We start from the raw sequence: 18,237 nt of genomic DNA on the forward strand, positions 1-18,237 counted from the left end.
CCTTGGCGTTCGGGCGACAGGAAGGGATCCGGGGCGAGGGTAGCGGTGAGTGCGGCTCCCGCGGGGCCGGCGCGGGCGGGTTGTGGACAACTTGGGCGTCCACATGATGGTCACGGCGTGTGACGCCACCCACTCGCGCTGCGGACAGCGCGACTGAGGCGTGAAATGGCGGTAAAGTCGCACGTCGGCGGTTCGTGGTTGCGGTCGCCTTGGCTGCTTGGCCGGTCCCGACCGGGTGCGGAGCAGCGGTCTCACGCCTCGGAGGGTTACACAGTGCGTCTGCTTTCGACCGGTGCTCGCCGGTGACCATCGCCCACTTCACGGATCACGACAGCGGCACGTCGGCCGCGCCTGGCCACGCGAACCCCGAGACGGTGGGGTTCTTCAGCGCCGCGCCGGCCGCGGACGAGCGCACGTTGGTCGACGTGCTCACCGCGACGGCCCGCCGTCATCCCCACTCCCCCGCGCTCGACGACGGCACGACTTCCTTGACGTACCGGGAATTGCTGGACGAGGTGGCGGCGCGGAGCGCGGTGCTCGCGGCGGCCGGGGTGGGGGTTGGCGACCGGGTCGGCGTGCGCGTCCCGTCCGGCACGCTGGACCTGTACCTCGCGGTGTTGTCGGTTCTCTCCTCCGGTGCGGCGTACGTGCCGGTGGACGCCGACGATCCCGACGAGCGGGCCGAGTTGGTGTTCGCCGAAGCCGGCGTGTGCGCGGTGATCGGGGCGGAGTGGAACGGTGGCGCGGCGCTCGACGTGCGCGGCACGCCGATGGGGTTGGGTGGGGCGCCGGGCCCGGACGACGACGCGTGGATCATCTTCACGTCCGGTTCGACGGGCAGGCCGAAGGGCGTGGCGGTCTCGCACCGGGCCGCCGCCGCGTTCGTGGACGCCGAGGCGCGCCTGTTCCTGCCCGACGACCCGATCGGCCCGGACGACCGGGTGCTGGCGGGTCTGTCGGTGGCGTTCGACGCGTCCTGCGAGGAGATGTGGCTGGCCTGGCGGCACGGCGCGTGCCTGGTGCCGGCTCCGCGCGCGTTGGTGCGGACGGGCGTGGACCTGGGGCCGTGGTTGGTCGAGCGCGAGGTGACGGTCGTGTCGACCGTGCCGACGTTGGCCGCGCTGTGGCCGGTGGACGCGTTGGACGACGTGCGATTGCTGATCTTCGGCGGTGAGGCTTGCCCGCCGGAGTTGGCGGAACGGCTGGCGGTGGACGGGCGTGAGGTGTGGAACACGTACGGCCCGACCGAGGCGACGGTGGTGGCGTGCGCGGCGCGGTTGACCGGTGACGGTCCGGTGCGCATCGGGTTGCCGTTGGACGGCTGGGAGTTGGCCGTGGTGGACGCGGCGGGCGCGCTGGTGCCGATGGGTGGTTCGGGTGAGCTGGTGATCGGTGGCGTGGGTCTGGCTCGCTACCTCGATCCGGTGAAGGACGCGGAGAAGTTCGCGCCGTTGCCCGCGTTGGGCTGGGATCGGGCGTACCGGAGCGGTGACCTGGTGCGCGCGGAGCCCGAGGGTCTGGTGTTCCTCGGCCGCGCGGACGAGCAGGTGAAGCTGGGCGGGCGGCGGATCGAGCTCGGTGAGGTGGACGCGGCGTTGCAGGCGTTGCCGTCGGTGGTGGGTGCGGCGGCCGCGGTGCGCACCACCAAGGGCGGTAACCAGGTGCTGGTCGGGTACGTCGTCGTGGACGGCGAGGCCGCCGGGCAAGGGGGACGGGAAGCCGCGGGCGGGTTCGACCGGGACGAGGCGACGGCGCGGTTGCGGTCGGCGTTGCCGGCGGCGTTGGTGCCGTTGTTGGCGGTGGTGGGGACGTTGCCGACGCGCACGTCGGGCAAGGTGGACCGGGCGGCGTTGCCGTGGCCGTTGCCGTCGTTGGACGCGGACGTGCCGGTCGGGGGCCTGACGGCGACGGAGGCGTGGCTGGCGGAGCAGTGGGCGGAGCTGCTGGGGTCGCGGGTGGCGGGGCCGGAGGCGGACTTCTTCGCCAACGGCGGCGGGAGCCTGGCGGCGGCGCGGCTGGTGTCGACGATCCGCACGCGCTACCCGAGCGGGTCGGTGCACGACATCTACCAGCACCCGACGTTGCGGGCGTTGGCGGCGCGGCTGGACGAGCTGAGCGGGCACGGCGCCGTGGCGCGGGAGGTCGTGCCGACGTCGCGGTGGACGGGTGTGGCGCAGGTGGTGCTGCTCGTGCCGTTGCTGGGGCTGGTGGGCGCGCGGTGGTCGGTGGCGCTGGCGGCGGTGGGGAACGTGCTGGGGTTCGCGGGGCCGGTGTCGTGGTGGTGGGTGGCGGCGGGGTGGCTGGTGTTCGTCAGCCCGCCGGGCAAGGTGGTGATCGCGGCGGGTGGCGCGCGGCTGCTGCTGCGGGGTCTGCGTCCGGGGACGTATCGCCGTGGTGGTGGGGTGCACCTGCGGTTGTGGACGGCGGAGCGGTTGGCGGAGTTCAGCGGGGCGACGAACCTGGCCGGGTCGTGGTTGACGCACTACGCGCGGGCGTTGGGGGCGCGGATCGGGCCGGACGTGGACTTGCACTCGGCTCCGCCGGTGACGGGTTTGCTGAAGTTGGGGCGTGGGTGCGCGGTCGAGCCCGAGGTGGACCTGTCGGGGCACTGGGTGGACGGTGACCGGTTGCACGTGGGCCGGGTGCGGGTCGGCGCGGGCGCGGTGGTGGGCGCGCGGAGCACGTTGTTCCCGGGTGCTCGGGTCGGGAAGCGGGCGGAGGTGGCGCCCGGGTCGGGTGTGACGGGGTCGGTGCCGACGGGGCAGCGGTGGGCCGGTGTGCCGGCGACGCGGTCGGGGAAGGCGGGTCGGCCGGGTCCGCGTCCGCCGCGGTCGTGGTGGTGGAAGCTCGTGTACGCGGTGACGACGTCGGCGTTGGGGTTGTTGCCGGTGGCGGCGGCGACGCCCGCGGTGCTGCTGGTGGTGCGGGAGCCGGTGACGTTGGGTTCGGCGTTGCTCGCGGTGCCGGTGGCGACGGTGGCGTGGCTGGTCGGGTACGCCGTGCTGGTGCTGGTGTCGGTGCGGTTGCTGGGGATCGGGTTGCGGGCGGGCACGTACCCGGTGCACAGCCGGGTCGCGTGGCAGGCGTGGACGACCGAGCGGTTGGTGAACACGGCGCGGGTGGTGTTGTTCCCGCTGTACGCGAGCTTGTTGACGCCGGTGTGGTTGCGGGCGTTGGGGATGCGCGTCGGTCGGCGGGTGGAGGCGTCGACGGTGGTGGCGCTGCCGAAGATGACGACGATCGGTGACGGGGCGTTCCTGGCGGACGACACGATGGTCGCGTCGTACGAGTTGGGCGGCGGTTGGCTGCGGATCGCGGCGGCGCGGGTCGGGAAGAGGGCGTTCCTGGGGAACTCGGGGATGACGGCGCCGGGCCGTTCGGTGCCGAACCGGGGTCTGGTGGGTGTGTTGTCGGCGGCGCCGAAGCGCGCCAAGGCGGGCAGCTCGTACCTGGGGATGCCGCCGATGCGGTTGCCGCGCGCGGTGGAGCGGGGTGATCAGAGCCGGACGTTCGACCCGCCGCGGCGGTTGGTGGTGGCGCGGGCGTTGGTGGAGTTGTGCCGGGTGGTGCCGGTGATGTGCCACGTGGCGCTGGTCGTGGTGGTGCTGTTCGCGCTGGCGGAGGTCGGGCCGTGGCTGGGCGGGCCGGTGCTGCTGGCGGCGGGTGTGGTGGCGTGCGCGGTGTCGGCGGCGGCGAAGTGGCTGCTGGTGGGCCGGTTCCGGGCGCGGGAGCACCCGTTGTGGAGCGGGTTCGTGTGGCGCAACGAGCTGGCGGACACGTTCGTGGAGGTGTTGGCGGTGCCGTGGCTGGTGGGGTCGGCGGGCGGGTCGCCGGTGGTGGCGGTGTGGCTGCGGTCGTTGGGGGCGCGGATCGGGCGTGGCACGTGGATCGAGTCGCACTGGTTCCCGGAGGCGGACCTGGTGCGGTTGGATGACGGTGCGACGGTGAACCGGGGGTGCGTGGTGCAGACGCACCTGTTCCATGATCGGATCCTGCGCATGGGCGAGGTGGAGTTGGCGGCGGGCGCGACGCTCGGTCCGCACGGGATCGTGCTGCCGGGCGCGTCGGTGGGTGCGCACGCGACGGTGGGTCCGGCGTCGTTGGTGATGGGCGGCGAGGACGTGCCGGCGGGCACGCGGTGGCTGGGGAACCCGATCTCCGCCTGGCGATGACGGGCCGCTACCTGGCCGGTCACGGTGACGGGGGTTACCGGGTCGCGCACTACGACCTCGACCTGGACTACCGGCCGCACACGGGCCGGTTGGCGGGTCGGGCGGTGTTGCGCGTGGTCACGTCGGGGCCGGCGTCGCGGCTGGTGCTGGACTTCGGGACGTTGACGGTGGGCCGGGTGCTGGTGGACGGCCGGCCGGCGCGGCACGTGCACGGCGGCGGGAAGCTGCGGGTGCGGCCGGCGCGGCCGGTGGACGGCGAGTGCGTGGTGGAGGTGCGCTACTCGGGGGTGGCGCGGCCGGTGCGGACGCGGCACTGGGGTGATCTGGGGTGGGACCGGTTGGCGGACGGCGCGCTGGTGGCGAGTCAGCCGGTGGGGGCGCCGTCGTGGTTCCCGTGCAACGACCTGGTGCGGGACAAGGCGTCGTACCGGATCTCGGTGACGGCACCGTCGGCGTACGTGGTGGTGGCGAACGGGGTGGTGGTGGACCGGCGCGTGGCCGGCGGCACGACGACGTGGGTGTACGAGCAGGTGGAGCCGATGGCGGCGTACCTGGCGTCGGTGCAGGTGGGCCGGTACGGGCGGGTGGTGTTGGCGGATGGCCGGGAGGTGGCGGCGCCGGCGCGGCTGCTGCGGGCGGTGGGGCACGACTTCGGGCGGCAGCCGCGGATGATGGCGGTGTTCGAGGAGCTCTTCGGGCCGTACCCGTTCGCGGCTTACCAGGTCGTGGTGACGGACGACGAGCTCGAGGTGCCGGTCGAGGCGCAGGGCATGTCGGTGTTCGGCGCGAACCACGTGGACGGTCGGCGGGGGCACGAGCGGCTGGTGGCGCACGAGTTGGCGCACCAGTGGTTCGGCAACAGCGTCGGGTTGGCCGACTGGCGGGACATCTGGTTGAACGAGGGTTTCGCGTGTTACGCGGAGTGGTTGTGGTCGGAGTGGTCGGGTGGTCCGGTGGCGGCGGTGCTCGCGGACCGGGCGCGGGCCCGGTTGGCCCGGTTGCCGCAGGACGTGCGGATCGGCGATCCGGGTGTGGCGAACCTGTTCGACGACCGCGTGTACCAGCGGGGCGCGGTGACGTTGCACGAGCTGCGCTCGCGGTTGGGTGATGTGGCGTTCTTCGCGACGCTGCGGGAGTGGACGGGCGCGTACCGGCACGCCACGGCGACGACCGGTGATTTCGTGGCGCTCGCCCAGCGGCGCGCCGGCGAGCCGTTGGAGCCGTTCTTCCAAGCGTGGCTGGGGGAAGCGCGCCTGCCGGCGCGGTGACCTCGGAGGGCGGGACGCGGGGTGCGGTGGCCGGTGGCGCGGTTCGTTCCGGGCGGAACGGGTAACTGTCCGTCATGACGGGTCGAGTGGCGGTGTTCGCGCCGTCTCCTCAGCTGACGGTGACCATCGAGGAATTGGACGGCGCGCCGGACATCCACGTCCACGCCGGCGGGCAGGGCGTGTGGCAGTCGCGCATGATCGAGTCGCTGGGCGCCGAGGTGGTGTTGTGCGCGGCGCTCGGCGGTGAGACGGGACAGGTGCTGCGGACGCTGATCGGGGTGGAGCTGAAGGCGCGGGACGTGGCGGCGCGCAACGGCGCGTACGTCCACGACCGGCGTGACGGCGGGCGTGACGAGGTGGTGCGGATGCCGGCGGACCACCTGTCGCGGCACGAGCTGGACGACCTGTACCAGCTCACGCTGGTGGAGGCGTTGAACGCGGGGGTGGCGGTGCTGAGCGGGCCGGCCGAGGAGGACGAGCCGGTGCCCGACTCGGTGTACGAGCGGCTCACCAGGGACCTCACGGGCAACGACTGCCAGGTGGTGGTGGACCTGTCGGGCGCGCGGCTGGCCGCCGCGCTGGCGGGCGGTCCCACGGTGGTGAAGGTGAGCCACGAGGAGATGGTGTCGGACGGGCTGGCGGCGTCGGACGAGCTGACCGACCTCGCCAAGGGCTGTCGCGAGGTCGCCGGGTCGGGTGCGCGGGCGGTGGTCGTGTCCCGGGCGGCGGAGGAGACGCTGGCGTTGATCGACGGTTCGTTCCACCTGGTGGAGGTGCCGTCGTTGAGCCCGGTGGACACGCACGGCGGCGGTGACTCGATGACGGCCGGGTTGGCCGCCGGGTTGGCGCTGGGGAAGTCGATCGAGGACTCGTTGCGGCTGGGGGCGGCGGCGGGCGCGGTGAACGTGACCCGGCACGGGTTGGGCAGCGGCGGCGGTGACGTGGTGCGCGAGCTGGTCGACCGGGTGCGGTTGCGGCCGTGGGAGGACGCATGAGGGTGCTCATCACCAATGACGACGGGATCGACTCGCCGGGGCTGGCCGCGCTCGCGGAGAGCGCGGTGGGACACGGCTGGGACACGGTGGTCGCCGCGCCCGCCCGCGAGTCCAGCGGCACCAGCGCGGGGCTGACCGCCGCGGAGGACGAGCGCCGGGTCGTGGTGGAGCGCCGGGAGCTGCCAGGCCTGGGTGACGTGCCGGGGTACGCGGTGTCGGCGCACCCCGGTCTGATCGCGCTGGTGGCGTCGCAGGGGGCGTTCGGCGATCCGCCGGACGTCGTGCTGTCGGGGGTGAACCGGGGCGCGAACGTGGGCCGGGCCGTGCTGCACTCGGGCACGGTGGGCGCGGCGCTGACGGCCGCCATCAACGGGGCGCGGGCGATGGCGGTGTCGCTCGACGTGGGGCTGGACCTGGACGTCCACCACCACTGGGACGCGGCGGTCGCGGTGGCGTCGGGGCTGTTCGGCCGGCTCGCGGAGCTGCCCGCGGGCACGGTGCTGAACCTGAACGTGCCGAACCTGGCCGATCCCGGCGAGCCGCGGCGGGCGGGTCTCGCCGACTTCGGCGCGGTGCGGAGCCGGGTGAAGCACACCGACGACGGGTCGATCGGGCTCACCTCCGTCCTGGTGGAGGGCGAGCTGCCGCCGGGCAGCGACGCGGCGCTGCTGGCCGCCGGGCACCCGACCGTCACTCCCCTGCGGTCCGTGGCGGAGGACCCCGACGTGGTGCTCGACCTGCCCTGATCCCGCGGTTTGACCACGGTGTTCGGGGTCGAGCACAGTGGTCGGGTGCAGTGGGCGCTGAGCATCCTGACGGTCGTCGCGTACGCGACGCTGCCGCTCGGCTCGGCGAGCTACGAGCAGCACCTGGCGTCGACGTTGCTGGTGGGGCTCGGGTACGCCGCGTTGGCGGTTGTCGGGTTCCCCTACGTGCAGCGGCGCGGTCGGGCGTTCGCGGTGGCGTACGTGTGCGTGCAGCTGCCGTTGGGTTTCGTCCTGTTCGCGCTGTCGGGCGCGGCGATCGGGGCCGTGCTGCTGCTGGTGGTGCTGGTGTCGCAGAGCGTGCTGCTGCTGCCGTTGGCGGGCGCGGCGGCGGTGGCGGCGGCCATCCCGCTGATCCACGTTCGGATGGACTGGCCCGCCGGGCTGCGGGAAGGGCTCGGCACGCTGGCCGTCACCGCGTTCACGGTCGTGGTGACGGAGTTGCTGGTGCGGGAGCAGCGGGCCCGCGCGGAGCTGGCCGACGCGAACGAGCGGCTGCGCGAGTACGCCGCGCAGGCCGAGCGGTGGGCGACCACGCAGGAGCGCAACCGGCTGGCCCGCGACATCCACGACGGGCTGGGCCACCACCTGACCGTCGTGCAGATGCTCCTGCAGGCCGCGCGGGCGGTGATCCGCACCGCCGACGAGGACCGGCTCGACTCGATGCTCGCCAAGGCGCAGGACCAGTCGAAGCAGGCGTTGGCGGAGGTGCGCCGCTCGGTCGCCGCGCTGCGGGAGCCGCGCACCGCGCCGCTGGTCAACGCGGTGCGGGCGTTGGCGGGCGAGGCGTCGGAGGCCGGTGTGCCGACCGCGCTGGACGTCCTCGGCGACGCCCGGGAGGTGCCGGTCGACGTCGAGGAGTCGCTGTTCCGGGCCGCCCAGGAGGGTTTGACGAACATCCGCAAGCACGCCGACGCGTCGGCCGCGGCCGTGGTGCTCGACTACTCCGACGCCGACGTGGTCCGGCTGGAGGTCCGCGACGACGGTCACGGCCTGCCCGAGGACCACGCGCTGCTCACGGCCGGGGACGGCGCGGACGGGAGCGGTGCGGCGGGCGGGGACGACACGGCGAGCAGGGACGGCGCGGTGGTCGGACGTGGCGGGTTCGGGTTGGTGGGGTTGCGGGAACGGGTGAACGGCCTCGGCGGGCGGGTGCGGGTCGACTCCGCCGCCGGGCGGGGTGTGACGCTGACCGTGGAGGTGCCGGGGTGACCGACTCCGCCGTCCGGGTCCTGATCGTGGACGACCAGGCGCTGTTCCGGGAGGCGCTGGCGACGCTGATGGAGGTGCAGCCGGAGATCGAGGTCGTCGGCGAGGCCGGTGACGGCGCTGAGGCCGTGCGGCGGTGCGCCGAGCTGCGGCCCGACGTGGTGCTGATGGACCTGCGGATGCCGGTCATGGACGGCATCGCGGCCACCGACCGGCTGCGGGTGGCGCACCCGGAGGTGCGGGTGCTTGCGCTGACGACGTTCGACGACGACGCGGGCGTGTTCGCGGCGCTGCGGGCCGGCGCGGTCGGCTACCTGCTCAAGGACGTGTCGTCGGCGCGGCTGGTGGAGGCGCTGGTCGCGGCGCGGCGCGGCGAGTCGGTGTTGCAGCCGTCCGTCGCGGCGAAGCTCGTGGCACGGGTGGCCCGCCTCCCGCACGACGATGCCCCGCCGCCGTCGTCGCCGCTGTCGGAACGCGAACTGGACGTGGTCCGGCTGCTCGCCGCGGGCCACAGCAACCGCGAGATCGCCGCCCGCCTGTTCCTCGCCGAGGGCACGGTGAAGAACCTGGTGACGAGCGTGCTGGCCAAGCTGCAGGTGCGCGACCGCACGCAGGCGGCGCTGCGGGCCCGCGAACTCGGCCTCTGCTGACCCGTCCCGGACGTCGTGGGTCGGGTCATGCCCGGAACATGACCTGACGCATGACCTTCGGCACCTGACCCCGCTCCCCCGACGGCCGACCATCTCTGGTGCACCGCGAAGAACGACCCGGAGGAGCCGTCATGACATCCGACCAGACGACCACCAGCACTCCCCACCGCCACGACGCCGCCGACGCGCCGCGGGGCCGTTCGGCGTGGCGCTTCACCCGGCACGCCGTGGAGATGGTCGTCGCCATGGTGGCCGGCATGGTCCTGCTGGAGCCGGTCTGGTCGTTCGCGTGGCCAGGCCTGGCCGACGTGACGACCGCGCACGTCCTGGTGATGGCCACCACCATGTCGCTGGGCATGGCGGTGTGGATGCGGGTCCGCCGGCATGGCTGGGCGGGCATCGCCGAGATGTCCGCGGCGATGTACGTGCCGTTCCTGGTCCTGCTGCCGTTCCACTGGACGGGGCTGCTGTCCGAGATGGCGCTGATGACCGCCGGTCACGTGCTGATGGTCCCGGCCATGCTCGGCGCGATGCTGCGCCGCCGCCACGAGTACGGCTGCTGACCGCCGTGCGCGCCGCCACCCGGATCACCGGGACCGCTCTCGTCTTCGTGCTCGCCGCCCTCGCCCTGCCCGTCGCGTTCGGCGCGCCGACCGTCGCCGCCGCGCTCGACCTGAACCCGCCGCGCACCGACGGCGCGGCCCCGTCACCGCGGCCCGTGGCGCACGTCGCCGGCAGACCGACCGCCGTGGTCGTGGTGGGTGATCGCGGCGCGGTCGTGTCCGACGCCCTCGCGCCGTACGAGGTGCTGGCCGCGACCGGCGCGTTCAACGTGTACGCGGTCGCGCCGAGTGGCCGGCCGGTGCCGCTCACGGGCGGGCTCGACCTGGTGCCGGACCTGACGTTCGCCGACCTCGACCGGCTGCTGGGCGGCGCGGCGCCGGACGCCGTGATCGTGCCCGCGCTGCCCGATCACGGCGAGCCGACGTCGAAGCCGGTCACCGACTGGCTGCGGCGGCAGGCGGACGGCGGGTCGCTGCTGCTGGGGGTGTGCAGCGGCGCGGGGGTGCTCGCGTCGGCCGGGCTGCTCGACGGGCGTGACGCCACGTCGCACTGGCTGCGGCTCGGTGGCTACGAGGACCGCTACCCGGCCGTCCGGTGGGCGCGCGGCACCCGGTACGTGGACGACGGCGACGTCATCACCACCGGCGGCATCCTGTCCGGCGTCGACGGCACGCTGCGCGTCGTAGAACGGCTCGTCGGACGGGACGCGGCGGCACGGGCGGCGGACGTCACCGGCTGGCCGCACTACCGGCCCGGGACGCCCGCCTCGATGCCGGAGGCCGGCCTCTCCCCCGCGGACGCCGTCACGCCGGTGAACAGCGCGTTCGGCTGGGACCGCGACACCACGGGGGTCTTGCTGACCGAAGGGGTCGGGGAGATCGAACTGGCCTCGGCCTTCGACACCTACGGCCAGTCGTTGGCCGTCCGCACGGTCGCCGTGGGCGGACCGGCGGTGCGGTCGCGGCACGGGCTGACGTTCGTGCCCAGGGCCGACCCCGCGACCGCGGGCCTCGACCGGCTGGTCGTGCCGGGAGCGCGGGCCGCGGACCTGCGCGCGGCCGACGCGTACGCCGACCTCACCCCGGTCTACCTGCACGAACGGCCCGGGTTCCCGTTCGACGGCGTGCTGCGCGACCTGGCCCGCACCACCGACGTGGCCACGGCGACGTGGACCGCGAAGGTGCTGGAGTACCCGACCGGCCACCTGGACCTCGTCGGGCCGGACTGGCCGTGGGCGGTCACCCTCCGGCCGTTCGCGCTCGCCGCGCTGGACGTGCTCGCCGCCCTCGGGGCGGCCCGCCTCACCCGGTCCGCGCGCGGGCGCGCCGCGCCGGACCTGCCCGGAGCGGTGCGGCGTGAACCGGTGCCGGCGTGATCACCGGTTCAGTCGTCCTCGGCGCGCTCGGTGGCGGGCTCGGGGTGCTCGGCGTCGGACCGGCCCAACGCGTCCTCGGCGCCCGTGACCAGGTCGGGACCACCCCACTGCCGGCCTTCGGACTGGCCCAGTCGGTGCTTCGCCATGGTGTGAACTCCCCTCAATCGGCGAACAGGTACCCACTTCCGGGTGGTTTCACACCCCGCCCAAGCCGGTGGTCCGCTGCGGAGCGCAGCGGGCCGCCGGCTTTCATCACCTGAACGGCCGACGCGACCACCGCGCAAGTGGCGGTCCGGCTACAAGCCGTGCCGCTCTCGACATGGCAGCCCTGGAAGTCCAACGCCTGCCTGACCCGGTCCAGGGCCACGCCCTCAGCGCGACCGGCGACGCGCCCGCTGCACCCGCCTGCTCGACTCGCGCACCACCAGCTCCGGCGCGAACAGCACGTGCCGGTGCTCGTGCTCCGCGGGCGCCATGGTCTCCTCGATCACCAGCTCCGCGGCCGTCCGGCCGATCAGCTGGCGCGGCTGGCGCACCGACGTCAGCGGCACGGCGGCCGCCGCGGCGAAGTCGATGTCGTCGTAGCCGACGATCGCGATCTCCTCCGGCACCCGCACGCCGGCCCGCACCAGCACCTGGAGCACGCCGAGCGCCAGGAGGTCGTTGGCGCAGAACACCGCGTCCGGCCGGGTGGACCGGGCCAGCAGCTGCTCGGCCGCGCGCTGCCCGGACGCCACGTTCAGCGCCGGCACCTTCAGCTCCTCCAGCACGCCCGCGTCGCGGCCCGCCTTGCGGACCGCGTCCACGGCGCCCTCGTGCCGCTGGCGCGCCTGGTGGATGCGCGACGGCCCGTTGACCATCACGATCCGCTCGTAGCCCTCGGCGAGCAGGTGGGTGACGGCCAGTTCGCCGCCCGCGCGGTCGTCCACGGCCACGGCGCACAGGTCGGGGTCGGTCGTGGGGTGGTCGAGCAGCACGACGGACATGCCGCGCTCGCGCAGCCGGTGGACGGCGGCCAGGTCCGTGTCGACCGGCGTGATCAGCACGCCGTGCACGCGCTGCTCGGCCAGCAGCTCGACGTGCCGGGCCTCGCGCTGCGCCGACTCGTCGCTGTTGCACAGGATGACGGCGTGCCCGGCCTCGCTGGCGGTGTCCTCCACGCCGCGCGCGACGTCGGTGAAGAACGGGTTGCCGACGTCGAGCACGACGAGGCCGATGGCGCGCGGTGTGCCGGAGCGCAGTTGGCGGGCGGCGTCGTTGCGGACGAACCCGAGCTCCTCGATCGCGCCCATGACCCGGTCCCGGGTCGCCGGTGCGACGACCTCGGGCCGGTTCAGGACGTTGGAGACCGTGCCGACGGACACCTTCGCGCGCGTCGCCACGTCGCGGATGCTCACCGGTGACCCCACCGCGCCTCCTCGGCGGACTGAAGGACTTTGAGGTGTCGAAAGGTCGAGCCTATCGACCGGCACCGCTGCCGGCGCCGGATCGACCTGTCGTGATCCTACCCGTCCAGTCCTGCGTTAAATCGTTTCACCCCCGGTGCCGGTGTGGATCACCGCCGGCCCGTGCCCGTCACCGGAGGAACGCGGCCGCGACGCCCGCGTCCACGGGGATGTGGGCCCCGGTGGTGTGGGACAGCTCGCCCGCCGTCAACGCGAACACCGCGTTGGCCACGTGCTCGGGCAGGACCTCTCGCTTGAGCAGCGTGCGCTGAGCGTAGAACGCGCCCAGCTCGTCCTCCGGCACGCCGTACACGGCGGCGCGTCGCGCGCCCCAGCCGCCCGCGAAGATGCCGGACCCGCGGACCACGCCGTCGGGGTTGACGCCGTTGACGCGGATGCCGTGCTCGCCGAGTTCCGCGGCCAGCAGCCGGACCTGGTGCGCCTGGTCGGCCTTCGCCGCGCCGTAGGCGACGTTGTTCGGTCCGGCGAAGACGGCGTTCTTGGAGGCGATGTAGACGAGGTCGCCGCCCATCCCCTGCTCGACCATGACCTTGGCCGCGGCCTTCGCGACGAGGAACGACCCGCGGGCCATCACGTCGTGCTGGAGGTCCCAGTCGCGGGTGGACGTCTCCAGCAGCGGCTTCGAGATCGACAGGCCGGCGTTGTTGACGACCAGGTCGACGCCGCCGAACGCGAGGCACGCCTCGCCGACCGCCGCCGTGACGGCGTCCTCGTCGGTCACGTCCACGACCACGGCCACCGCCGTGTCCGCGCCGAGCTCGTCCGCCACGGCGCGCGCCGCGTCCGCGTTGACGTCGGCCACGGCGACACAGGCGCCCTCGGCGGCCAGCCGGAGCGCGATGGCCCGGCCGATCCCCGACCCGGCGCCGGTGACCAGCGCGACGCGCGTGGCGAGCGGCTTGGGGGCGGGCATCCGCTGGAGCTTCGCCTCTTCCAGCGCCCAGTACTCGATGCGGAACTTCTCGGCCTCGTCGATGGGCGCGTACCGGGACACGGACTCGGCGCCGCGCATGACGTTGATCGCGTTGACGTAGAACTCGCCGGCGACGCGGGCGGTCTGCTTGTCCTTGCCGTAGGAGAACATGCCGACGCCGGGCACCAGGACGATCGCCGGGTCCGCGCCGCGCATCGGCGGCGAGTCCGGTGTGGCGTGCCGCTCGTAGTAGGCGCGGTACTCGTCCCGGTAGGACTCGTGCAGTTCGCGCAGCCGTGCCGTCACGTCGTCCAGCGGCGCGGTCGGCGGCAGGTCGAGGACGAGCGGCCGGACCTTGGTGCGCAGGAAGTGGTCCGGGCAGGACGTGCCGAGCGCGGCGAGCCGCGGGTGCTCGGCGTGGGCGAGGAAGTCCAGCACGACGTCGGTGTCGGTGAAGTGGCCGACCTGGGGCCGGTCGGTGGAGGCGAGGCCGCGCAGGAGCGGCGCGAGGGCGGCCGCGCGGGCGCGCCGCTCGGCCGGGGGCAGCGGGTCGTGCAGCTTCGCGCCGAACGGGTCGGGCCTGCCGCGCGCGGCGAGGAACTCGGTGGCGCGCCGGATGATCTCCTGGGACCGCTCCTGGCACTGGGCGGAGGTCGCGCCCCACGCGGTGATGCCGTGACCGCCGAGGACCACGCCGATGGCCTGGGGGTTCTCGCGCGCGATCGCGGCGATGTCGAGGCCGAGCTGGAAGCCGGGGCGACGCCACGGCACCCACAGCACCCGGTCGCCGAACACCTCCTTGGTCAGCGCCTCGCCATCGGCCGCCGCCGCGAGCGCGATGCCCGCGTCGGGGTGCAGGTGGTCGACGTGCGCGGCGTCGACCAGGCCGTGCATGGCGGTGTCGATGGACGGCGCCGCGCCGCCCTTGCCGTGCAGGCAGTAGTCGAACGCGGCGACCATCTCGTCCTCGCGGTCCACGCCGGGGTACACGTCGACGAGGGCGCGCAGCCGGTCCAGCCGCAGCACGGCCAGGCCGCGCTCGGTCAGCGTGCCGAGGTCGCCGCCGGAGCCCTTGACCCACAGCAGGTCGACGGGCGCGCCGGTGACCGGGTCGGTCTCCGTGCCCTTGGCCGACGTGTTGCCGCCCGCGTAGTTCGTGGTCGCCGGGTCCGCGCCCAGTTCGTGCGACCGCGCCAGCAGTTCCCGCACCCGCTCGTTCACGCGCCCCATCCCGCCTGCTCGCCGCCGACCCGCTCCGCCACGATCCGCTCGCCGTAACCGGACCGGGCGTAGGCCGCGATCGGGTCGGGGTCGAGTCCCATGTCCTCCCGCACGGACGCCACGAGCGGCCGCACGTCGGTGTTGTACGCGTCCATCAGCACGGCGTTCGCGCCGAGCACGTCACCGGCCCGCTGCGCCGCCGCGAGCGCGTCCCGGTCGACCAGCAGCGCCTTGGCCGTGGCCTCCTGCACGTTCATCACCGACCGGATCTGGGCGGGGATCTTCGGCTCGATGTTGTGGCACTGGTCGAGCATGAAGGCCACCCCGGACTCGGGGGCGAGCGCGCCGCCGCGCACGACCTCGAACATGATCCGGAACAGCTGGAACGGGTCGGCCGCGCCGACCATGAGGTCGTCGTCGGCGTAGAAGCGGGAGTTGAAGTCGAACCCGCCGAGCTTGTCCGCGCGCAGCAGCACGGCGACGATGAACTCGATGTTGGTGCCCGGCGCGTGGTGCCCGGTGTCGACGACGACCTGCGCCCGGTCGCCCAGGGTGAGGCAGTGGGCGTACGCGGTGCCCCAGTCGGGCACGTCGGTGGTGTAGAACGCGGGCTCGAACAGCTTGTACTCCAGCAGGATGCGCTGGTGGTCGCCGAGCCGCCGGTAGGTCTCGTCCAGCGCCTCGGCGAGCCGGTCCTGGCGGGCCCGGATGTCGTCCTGGCCCGGGTAGTTGGTGCCGTCGGCGAACCACAGCTTCAGGTCGCGCGACCCGGTGGCGTCCATGATGTCGACGCACTGGAGCAGGTGGTCGACGGCCTTGCGGCGCACCGCCGGGTCGGGCGAGCACACGCTGCCGAGGACGTACGCGTCGTCCTGGAAGACGTTGGCGTTGATGGTGCCGATCGACACGCCGAGGTCGGCGGCGAACTTGGCCAGCTCGGCGTAGTCCGACACCCGGTCCCACGGGATGTGCAGGGCCACCGAGGGCGCCACGCCGGTGAACCGGTGCACGGTGGCCGCGTCGGCGACCTTCTCGTGCGGCGTGCGCGGCACACCGCGCTGGGCGAACACCTTGAACCTGGTGCCGGAGTTGCCGAACGCCCACGACGGCAGCTCGATCCGCTGACCTGCCAGGGCTCCTCTCGGCTCGCTCGTGCCGGGTGATGCCGTACTGTCGTCCACTTCGGACTCCTTCACTGCTCAGTCGAGGTGGAAGACCTCGGTCAGCGGCCTCATGGCCTCGTCGGGCTGCCTGCCGTCCAGCGCGGTGAAGAACTCGGCCATCTCGGCCTGCCACCGGTCGTTCACCTCGCGGTCGCGCATACCGCGCTGGGCGGCGTCCCAGTCCGGGGTCTCCAGGTAGCCGACGAGCAGCCCGTCGTCGGCCAGGAAGAGGCTGTAGTTGCCCCACCCGGTCTCGCGCAACGCCTCCCGCATCTCCGGCCACACCTCGCGGTGCCGCTCCCGGTACTCCTCCAGCCGCTCCGGGCGGACCCGCAGCAGGAAGCAGACACGTCGCACGCCAACCTCCGGAATGAAACGTTTCACAAGGACGCTATTGTTGCGCCACAAGGGTTGTCAATGGTCTGGACGAGTCGACCGGCTCACGGTGGCCGCACGCCGTCGTAGAAGGCCACCCGGACGGTGACCTCCCGCTCGCCGCCGGGCTCCAGCACGACGGGCGCGTCCCACGCGAGGGCCGAGCCGATGCCCTGGTACTGCCCCACGCGCACGAACCACGGGTCGGTGGGCCCGGACACCACGGCGGTCCACGTGCCCTTGCCCGGCGCTCTCTCCGGGTCTCCCACGACCACCGCGAGCCACGGCGCGGTCCGCCCGTTGACCTCCTCCTCCCCCACCCCGTTGGGGCTGAACACCCGCACGTAGGCGGGGTCGAGGTCGGGCAGCCGCCAGAACCAGCCGCCGTAGCCCGCGCCGGCCCGGCCCTTGCTGCCGGGGCTGTGCAGCACGACGTCCCGCTCGGCGGTCAGCACGCTGGTCCACTCCAGCTCCCAGCCGTCGGTCACGACCCGGCGGCGGACGCGCCGGCGTTCCCGCAGCAGCACCGCGCCGGCCGAGTCGCACCACGCCAGCTCGTCCGGTCCGGACTCGCGGACCCGGCCCAGCTCCCCCGGCACGTACCCCTCCCCTGGCACGTAGTTCCGGCCGCCCCACAGGTTGACCCCGTTGACGTCGGGCAGGGCGAGGCCGATGCCGCGGTGCCACGGGTGGTCCTCGGGGTGCTCGCCGGTCACCACGACGCCGCCGAGCGTGCGGACCGGGTGCAGCGCGGGCCGCGGCACGACCAGCGGCAGCCGCGCGGTGTCCCAGCCGTACCGGGCCACGCCGGCCAGGGGCGACCACGGCACGTCCAGCTCGGCGAACGTGCGCAGGTGCTCGGACGCCTTGGTGACCACGTGGTCGACGCCGTCCACGTCGACCCGGTTGCCGTTGCGGCGCAGCCACGCCGGGTCGATCGGCACGGGGTCGGGCGCGGTGCGCACGGCCTCCAGCACCCGCATGAACGCCCCGGCGCCGGCCAGCGGCGCGTGCAGCGGCACGGCCGGGTCGCGGAGGTGGTCGAGCAGGTTCCGCAGCGGGGTGTCGTGCCGGTACCGCTCGTCGATGCCGTCGAGGACCAGCCGGTGCCGGGTGTAGTGCAGCTCGGCGCGGGCGCGGCTGCCGTGCACGACGAGCACGGGTTCCCGCACGACCTCGGCGCACAGCGTCACCGCGACCACGACGACGGTGCCGTTGCGGGTGCGCAGCCGCAGGCAGGACGTGTCGTCGGCCTCGATGTCGCGGGAGCGCAGCAGCTCCAGCTCGATGTCCTCGACGTCGTCCACGCCGGTGCTGCCGTCGAGCGCCAACGCGGTCGCGATGCCGTGCGCGAACGGGTTGGTGAGGGCGCCGTCGACGACCGGGGCGCCGTCGAGCGTGCGGCGGCCGGCCCACGGCGCGCGGGTGTAGTAGGCGTCGTCGCGCGACCACGTGCCGCGCACGCCGATGCCGCGGATCTCGCCGAGCGCGCCGGTTCGCATGAGATCGGCGAGCCGGTGCACGGCGTGGGAGCCGAGGCTCTGGAACCCGATCTGCACGAGCCGGCCGGCGGACCGGTCGACGAGGTCGTGCCAGTCGGCCAGCGTGGGCGTGGGCGGTTTCTCCAGCACGAGGTGCGCGCCGGCGTCGAGGACGTGGTGGGCCAGCGGCACGTGCGTGTGCAGGGGCGTGGAGACGATGCCGATGTCGCCCTCGCCGAGGCCGAGGTCACCCATCAGGCGCGTCAGGTCCGCGTCCACGGGACGGTCACCGACGAGCCGCCGCGCCTCGGCGTCGAGCGGGTTGACCTCGCACACGCCGGCCAGCCGCACCAGCCCCTCGGCTTCCAGCGCGGCGATCTCCCGCAGGTACAGGCGCCCGTACCCGGCGGCGCCGGCGAGCACCACCCGGGGCGTCACCGGCGCTCCACCGCGACCGCGGCGAACACCAGCAGGCCGGGCACGACGACCACGAACGCGGGCGCCTGGCCGAGCACCAGCACGGCCACGGCCAGCGCGACGACCAGGTAGGCGTACCCGGCCCAGTCGCGGGACGGCTCGGCGAGCAGCGCGGCCCACCGGTCGCCCGGACGCCACCGGGCG

The 18,237-nt window shown here is 74.0% G+C and carries 14 protein-coding genes and 1 pseudogene; 8 read left to right on the forward strand and 7 right to left on the reverse strand.

The annotated features are described in order from the left end of the window. Window positions 1-302: 302 nt before the first annotated feature. The 8 genes from ACFQ3T_RS10715 to ACFQ3T_RS10750 all read left to right on the forward strand — a co-directional run bounded on the left by ACFQ3T_RS10715 (window position 303) and on the right by ACFQ3T_RS10750 (window position 10,997). On the forward strand, window positions 303-4,172 hold the full coding sequence (locus ACFQ3T_RS10715; protein WP_447009931.1) for a Pls/PosA family non-ribosomal peptide synthetase: 3,870 nt from the start codon (window positions 303-305) through the stop codon (window positions 4,170-4,172). Continuing rightward, complete coding sequence (locus tag ACFQ3T_RS10720) at window positions 4,169-5,440, forward strand: M1 family metallopeptidase (protein ID WP_380722903.1); 1,272 nt, start codon at window positions 4,169-4,171, stop codon at window positions 5,438-5,440. The genes ACFQ3T_RS10715 and ACFQ3T_RS10720 overlap by 4 nt, the downstream gene beginning before the upstream one ends. 74 nt (window positions 5,441-5,514) lie before the next feature. Continuing rightward, entirely contained in the window at window positions 5,515-6,435 is a 921-nt protein-coding gene (locus ACFQ3T_RS10725; protein ID WP_380722877.1) for a PfkB family carbohydrate kinase, read from the forward strand. After that, window positions 6,432-7,181 (forward strand): 5'/3'-nucleotidase SurE, encoded by a 750-nt coding sequence (gene surE / locus ACFQ3T_RS10730; RefSeq protein ID WP_380722879.1) that lies wholly within the window; start codon window positions 6,432-6,434, stop codon window positions 7,179-7,181. Before ACFQ3T_RS10725 ends, surE begins: the two co-directional genes overlap by 4 nt. 45 nt (window positions 7,182-7,226) lie before the next feature. Continuing rightward, window positions 7,227-8,411: a sensor histidine kinase gene (locus ACFQ3T_RS10735; RefSeq protein WP_380722881.1), complete on the forward strand. Its 1,185-nt coding sequence runs from the start codon at window positions 7,227-7,229 to the stop codon at window positions 8,409-8,411. Beyond that, window positions 8,408-9,058 (forward strand): response regulator, encoded by a 651-nt coding sequence (locus ACFQ3T_RS10740; protein ID WP_380722882.1) that lies wholly within the window; start codon window positions 8,408-8,410, stop codon window positions 9,056-9,058. Before ACFQ3T_RS10735 ends, ACFQ3T_RS10740 begins: the two co-directional genes overlap by 4 nt. Before the next feature lie 131 nt (window positions 9,059-9,189). Then, complete coding sequence (locus ACFQ3T_RS10745; RefSeq protein WP_380722884.1) at window positions 9,190-9,621, forward strand: hypothetical protein; 432 nt, start codon at window positions 9,190-9,192, stop codon at window positions 9,619-9,621. A gap of 5 nt (window positions 9,622-9,626) precedes the next feature. Next, a complete protein-coding gene (locus ACFQ3T_RS10750) occupies window positions 9,627-10,997 on the forward strand; it encodes a DJ-1/PfpI family protein (protein WP_380722886.1) in 1,371 nt (456 codons plus the stop codon). Between the two features lie 8 nt (window positions 10,998-11,005). Here the strand turns inward: ACFQ3T_RS10750 and ACFQ3T_RS10755 are convergent, their stop codons facing one another. From ACFQ3T_RS10755 to ACFQ3T_RS10785, 7 genes and pseudogenes are all read right to left on the reverse strand, one after another. Then, window positions 11,006-11,143, reverse strand: coding sequence for a hypothetical protein (locus ACFQ3T_RS10755; RefSeq protein ID WP_380722887.1), 138 nt, complete (start codon window positions 11,141-11,143; stop codon window positions 11,006-11,008). 225 nt (window positions 11,144-11,368) lie between these two features. Continuing rightward, window positions 11,369-12,406, reverse strand: coding sequence for a LacI family DNA-binding transcriptional regulator (locus ACFQ3T_RS10760; protein ID WP_380722889.1), 1,038 nt, complete (start codon window positions 12,404-12,406; stop codon window positions 11,369-11,371). Between the two features lie 166 nt (window positions 12,407-12,572). Beyond that, on the reverse strand, window positions 12,573-14,606 hold the full coding sequence (locus ACFQ3T_RS10765; RefSeq protein ID WP_380722891.1) for a bifunctional aldolase/short-chain dehydrogenase: 2,034 nt from the start codon (window positions 14,604-14,606) through the stop codon (window positions 12,573-12,575). Next, on the reverse strand, window positions 14,594-15,778 hold the full coding sequence (gene rhaI, locus ACFQ3T_RS10770; protein WP_380722893.1) for an L-rhamnose isomerase: 1,185 nt from the start codon (window positions 15,776-15,778) through the stop codon (window positions 14,594-14,596). The genes ACFQ3T_RS10765 and rhaI overlap by 13 nt, the downstream gene beginning before the upstream one ends. Window positions 15,779-15,796: 18 nt before the next feature. After that, complete coding sequence (locus tag ACFQ3T_RS10775) at window positions 15,797-16,117, reverse strand: L-rhamnose mutarotase (RefSeq protein WP_053722290.1); 321 nt, start codon at window positions 16,115-16,117, stop codon at window positions 15,797-15,799. Window positions 16,118-16,200: 83 nt separating this feature from the next. Then, a complete protein-coding gene (locus ACFQ3T_RS10780; RefSeq protein WP_380722895.1) occupies window positions 16,201-18,054 on the reverse strand; it encodes a DUF6807 family protein in 1,854 nt (617 codons plus the stop codon). Then, window positions 18,051-18,237, reverse strand: a pseudogene (locus ACFQ3T_RS10785) (hypothetical protein); the annotation flags it as partial. The pseudogene ACFQ3T_RS10785 and the gene ACFQ3T_RS10780, both read right to left, overlap by 4 nt.

The organism is Saccharothrix hoggarensis, from assembly GCF_042678885.1.
In the GTDB taxonomy this organism is placed as follows: domain Bacteria; phylum Actinomycetota; class Actinomycetes; order Mycobacteriales; family Pseudonocardiaceae; genus Actinosynnema; species Actinosynnema hoggarensis.